We start from the raw sequence: 4,286 nt of genomic DNA, 5'->3' as shown, positions 1-4,286 counted from the left end.
TAACTGATTTAGGAAAAACAGCAACTTATTTAGTTGAAGAGATTAGAAAAATAAAGGCTGAAAAACAGTAAAAATATTAAACTATTGAGGCTGCTTCAAATTTTGTGTAAACTCTAAAAAATTAGAGTAATATCTTATACTTTTTAAGGGATGATTTTTTTAATCATCCCTTTTTAAATATCCATTTTTATATATTTTAGAGAAATCTTAATAAAGTGGAAAAATAGTTCACTTTATTAGTTTTATACTTTTTTTAATTTTTTATATGATAAAAGCGGTTATAATATAGATGGATGGAATCAATATGAGGTAAGCAAAAATGAGGAAGATTTTGACAATAAGTCAATTGCGCATAAATTTTATTCTGAATTAATAAAAACTTTAGAAGTTTCTGATTCTAAAGATATATTTAATCTTGAAAAAAATTTAAATGTTCCAAAAAAAATAATAGCTAAAGATACTTTTGAAACAACGGAGAAGTTCAAAAATAGAGAAAAATTAGAAAAAGAATTGGTAAAAAAAAGAAAAGGTATAAGTAAGTGACATATAAATTAGTTGAATAAACCAAAAAGAGGATAACAAGCCCAGTTATCCTCTTTTTCTTTTGGTGTTTTATCTAGAATGTAGTATAGATTAAACACTAAATTTTATACAAAATATCCCACATTTCCCCTGTTTTTCTTGATTTTTTTCGCTATTTGCTGTATTTTAAATTTAAAGTATTTTTAATAATTCAATAAAGTATATGTAGTTTTACATGAACTTGCATATTTAAAGCATCCAAATCATGGTAAAAGATTTCATAACGACTTACTAACTATGAGTGGAGAAAATAGAAATTAGAAGGAAATGAGTAGAAGATCATTTATTTTCTCTCTTAATTATTTCACGAAAATACAAAAAATCTCGGGGGTGAATAACCGTTACTATAAGAGCCCAAATATCGTGAAATTAGAAAAATAAATATGGCTCATTCATAGACTAAAAGGTAACGGAAATATGTATTTAAAAAAAATTCATCATGTTGCAATAATTTGTTCAGATTATGCAAAATCAAAAAACTTTTACACAGAAATTTTAAATCTTGAAATTATAAAGGAGACTTATCGTAAAGAGAGAAATTCATATAAACTAGACTTAGCAATTGGGAATTGTGAAATTGAACTTTTTTCTTTTTTAGAGTCTCCTAAAAGATTGAGCTATCCAGAAGCTACAGGATTACGTCACTTAGCTTTTGAAGTTGAAGATATATTTAAAATGGTGGAATATTTAAATTCTAAAGAGATACAATGTGAACCTATTAGAGTTGATGAAATAACAGGAAAAAGATTTACATTTTTTCAAGATCCTGATAATCTTCCACTTGAAATTTATGAATTATAAAAAAGAAAAAAATTATTTTAACCATATTATACTAATAAAAAATTAAATATAAGGAGAGTTGAAACCATGATAACCGAAAGATTTCATATAGCAGTTCCAACTGCATTTAATGAAGATGAATCATTAAATATAAATTTGACACTTACACATATTGAAAATTTGTATAAAAATTCAATAAAATCAGTTATGGTTTGTGGAAGTACTGGAGAACAACATAGTTTATCTCTAGATGAAAAAATTGAATTACTTAATGCCTTAGAAAATAGTTATTTAATTGATGAAATGGAGAGAATATTTGGAGTTTCTAGTATTAGAGAAAAAGAGGCTGTTTATTTAGCTGAAAAAATAAGTAAAACAAAAATAAGTGGAATTTTATTAGGATTTTCACCATATATTTTACCATCTCAACATGAAGCAATTATATATGCTAATAATATAATAGAAAAAGCTAATAAAGATGTTATTATTTATAATAATCCTGGAAGAACTGGATTTGATTTAACAACTGATAGTATAAAAGAACTTTTAAAAAATAGATTAATTGTTGGATTAAAAGAAGCTGGAAATCCCCAAAAAATAAATCAATTAAAAAAAGAAATGAAAAATAACAACTTTTATTTTTATGCTGGCGGAGAAGTAAATTTAGCGGAAAAAATAAAATTAGGGTTCAACTCTCTTTCTTCGATGTGTGGAAATATTGAACCTATTTTAGTAAGAAACTACTTTAATAGTCTTTATGAAAATTCTTCAACCCAAGATAACGATTTGAAAAAAGTTAAAATTTTAATAGAAGAAGTTTTTAAAACTAGTCCAATTTCAAAAATTAAGCATATTTTAAATAAAAATAAAAATACTATAGGAGTTTGTAGAAAACCTTTAGGAAATTAGAAAAAAATTAAAAGGTCTTAGTTCTATATTCTACAGAATTAAGACCCCTTGAGCTACTCTTTTTTTATTTTACATAAGTTATTGTTTCACTTTTCAATTTTTTAGGTGGTGTAGTGTCAGAAAGTTTGTGACCAAGGACAACTGCATGATTGAAACTATATCCCTCAGGAATTGCAAGTTTTTTTAAGATAGAATCTGCTATAGGATTTTTTGTTGCAAATAAAAGTTCAACAAATTGAACCCAACAACTTCCTAATCCTAAAGATTCAGCAGCTAATAAAATATTTTCAGTTGCTGCAGCACAACTTAATAAACCTTCTGGAGCATCATCTTTACAAGATATTAAAATGGCAACTGGAGCTTTATAAAAAAGATGTAAATGTGGATTATTTGCCATTGCTTGCATTTGTTTGTCAGGATGATTTTTTCCAACTTCTTTTGCAGCATCACTTATCTCTTGAAGAATGGCTTGGTCATTAACTACTGTAAAATGCCAAGGTTGAGAATTCATAGCACTTGGTGAGTTTACAGCAGCTTCAAGTATAAGATCTAAATCCTCTTGTTTTACTTCTTCAGTGGTATATTGTCTTGTACTTCTTCTCTTTAAAATAGTGTTTAACGTTTCGTTCATATTTTCCTCCTAAAAAATATTTTGTTTCTGTTAACTTAAAATTTATAATCCACCTTTCTCTTCAAGCTCTTTTTTTATTCTTTCTAAAGCTACTTCAGGATTTAGTTCTGGATTTAAAATATATTTTGGATATTCCTTTGTCTTAGATCTTAGTTCCTCATCTGTTAAAACTACAGCTGAGTGTACTTTAAAAGGTGTTAAAAATTTCATACCAGTTAAATTAGACATTTGTTGTATTGGTTTTAAAAGTTCACTTATTGAATAATTATTATATCCTCCACTTTGATAAGATTCTTCAGGTCCTCCTATTGTAATTGCACATAAAAATTCTTTTCCATTTAATGCCGTTCCATTTGGTCCAAATGCCCAACCATATTCTAAAACAATATCTTGCCATTTTTTTAAAATATGGGGTGTGCTATACCAATAGAATGGAAATTGAAATACAATTCGATCATATTTTAATAAAAGATCTTGTTCCTTGTGTTTATCTATATTTTCATCAGGATAAATTTCATTTAAGTTGTGTAGTGTTATTTCATTATATTTTTTTAATTCCTCTGCTAAACTTTTATTTACTCGAGAGTTAGAATAATTTAAATGGCTTAATATTACTAAAGTTTTCATAGTTGGTCTCCTTTTATCTATTTATGAATAAGTTTATTACAATAATTTTTAGTATTAAACTTTTAGATATTTATTATATTTTTTTATAAAATTCCTTTTTATGAGTGGTTAAAAATATATAAACAAAAGAAGAAATTATTATTTATCGTAACTTTTATATATAAAAGTTTAGGAGGTTTTTATGGAAAATATTGATTTTAATAATATTGAATTTATCATTATGATAGATGTCCTCACATTGAATATATTAAAGATATCGGTTTTAAAAATGTTGTAGAAGGGACTTATATATCAGCTAAATCAACAAATTTAAGAGATAAAGAAATATATAATAAGTATTAGGCTTATTTAGAAATACTCTTTAATTCATCTAAATATATTTCACCTAATTTTTGGTATATTTTTAGAGCTTCAATAACTTTCATTCCTTTATCGTTAGTTATATAGTATTGAACGTTTAGTGGATAACCTAGGGATTTTTCTTTAGATACAAGTTTATATTCCAATAATTCATTCAATTGTTCTAAAAGTATTTTTTGGCTAATTCCTTTAATGTCTTTTTGTAATTGTGAAAGTGAAGGATTTTTTCGATAATAAATCTGCCACATAATAACGGTTTTCCATTTGCCTCTTAGAATATCATGAATAAATTCTAAAGGGCATGTGTATTCTTTTCTTAATTTCATGAATATTCTCCTTATCGTTTATTTATTATTTTACTACACGCAAAAAAAAATTAAAAGTACCCACAAAAAAG

Annotated in this window: 6 protein-coding genes and 1 pseudogene; 3 read left to right on the top strand and 4 right to left on the bottom strand. The window is 25.6% G+C overall.

Annotated elements, in window-relative coordinates; translation table 11 throughout:
* Nucleotides 1–359: 359 nt before the first annotated feature.
* Nucleotides 360–485: a hypothetical protein gene (locus HMPREF0202_RS15605; RefSeq protein ID WP_261795765.1), complete on the bottom strand. Its 126-nt coding sequence runs from the start codon at nt 483–485 to the stop codon at nt 360–362.
* Between the two features lie 262 nt (nt 486–747).
* Between HMPREF0202_RS15605 and HMPREF0202_RS15715 the strand changes: the two are divergent.
* The 3 genes and pseudogenes from HMPREF0202_RS15715 to HMPREF0202_RS06640 form a co-directional block, all read left to right on the top strand.
* Nucleotides 748–843, top strand: a pseudogene (locus tag HMPREF0202_RS15715) (hypothetical protein); the annotation flags it as partial.
* A gap of 156 nt (nt 844–999) precedes the next feature.
* Nucleotides 1,000–1,383: an SMU1112c/YaeR family gloxylase I-like metalloprotein gene (gloA2, locus tag HMPREF0202_RS06645; RefSeq protein WP_023052341.1), complete on the top strand. Its 384-nt coding sequence runs from the start codon at nt 1,000–1,002 to the stop codon at nt 1,381–1,383.
* Nucleotides 1,384–1,449: 66 nt separating this feature from the next.
* Entirely contained in the window at nt 1,450–2,271 is an 822-nt protein-coding gene (locus tag HMPREF0202_RS06640; RefSeq protein WP_023052340.1) for a dihydrodipicolinate synthase family protein, read from the top strand.
* A gap of 64 nt (nt 2,272–2,335) precedes the next feature.
* Here HMPREF0202_RS06640 and HMPREF0202_RS06635 read toward each other — a convergent pair whose 3' ends face one another.
* From HMPREF0202_RS06635 to HMPREF0202_RS06625, 3 genes are all read right to left on the bottom strand, one after another.
* Nucleotides 2,336–2,902, bottom strand: coding sequence for a nitroreductase family protein (locus tag HMPREF0202_RS06635; RefSeq protein WP_023052339.1), 567 nt, complete (start codon nt 2,900–2,902; stop codon nt 2,336–2,338).
* Between the two features lie 42 nt (nt 2,903–2,944).
* Nucleotides 2,945–3,529 (bottom strand): NAD(P)H-dependent oxidoreductase, encoded by a 585-nt coding sequence (locus HMPREF0202_RS06630; protein ID WP_023052338.1) that lies wholly within the window; start codon nt 3,527–3,529, stop codon nt 2,945–2,947.
* Nucleotides 3,530–3,873: 344 nt separating this feature from the next.
* A complete protein-coding gene (locus tag HMPREF0202_RS06625; RefSeq protein ID WP_023052337.1) occupies nt 3,874–4,215 on the bottom strand; it encodes a winged helix-turn-helix transcriptional regulator in 342 nt (113 codons plus the stop codon).
* Between the last annotated feature and the right edge of the window lie 71 nt (nt 4,216–4,286).

This window comes from Cetobacterium somerae ATCC BAA-474 (assembly GCF_000479045.1).
Lineage (GTDB): Bacteria > Fusobacteriota > Fusobacteriia > Fusobacteriales > Fusobacteriaceae > Cetobacterium_A > Cetobacterium_A somerae.
Note: the sequence above shows the minus strand (reverse complement) of the source record. Positions and strands in the feature narration are given on the sequence as shown.

Coding starts and splice junctions, on each gene's coding strand:
- gloA2 (WP_023052341.1), top strand. CDS start 1,000: ATGTATTTAAAAAAAATTCATCATGTTGCAATAATTTGTTCAGATTAT.
- HMPREF0202_RS06640 (WP_023052340.1), top strand. CDS start 1,450: ATGATAACCGAAAGATTTCATATAGCAGTTCCAACTGCATTTAATGAA.
- HMPREF0202_RS06635 (WP_023052339.1), bottom strand. CDS start 2,902: ATGAACGAAACGTTAAACACTATTTTAAAGAGAAGAAGTACAAGACAA.
- HMPREF0202_RS06630 (WP_023052338.1), bottom strand. CDS start 3,529: ATGAAAACTTTAGTAATATTAAGCCATTTAAATTATTCTAACTCTCGA.
- HMPREF0202_RS06625 (WP_023052337.1), bottom strand. CDS start 4,215: ATGAAATTAAGAAAAGAATACACATGCCCTTTAGAATTTATTCATGAT.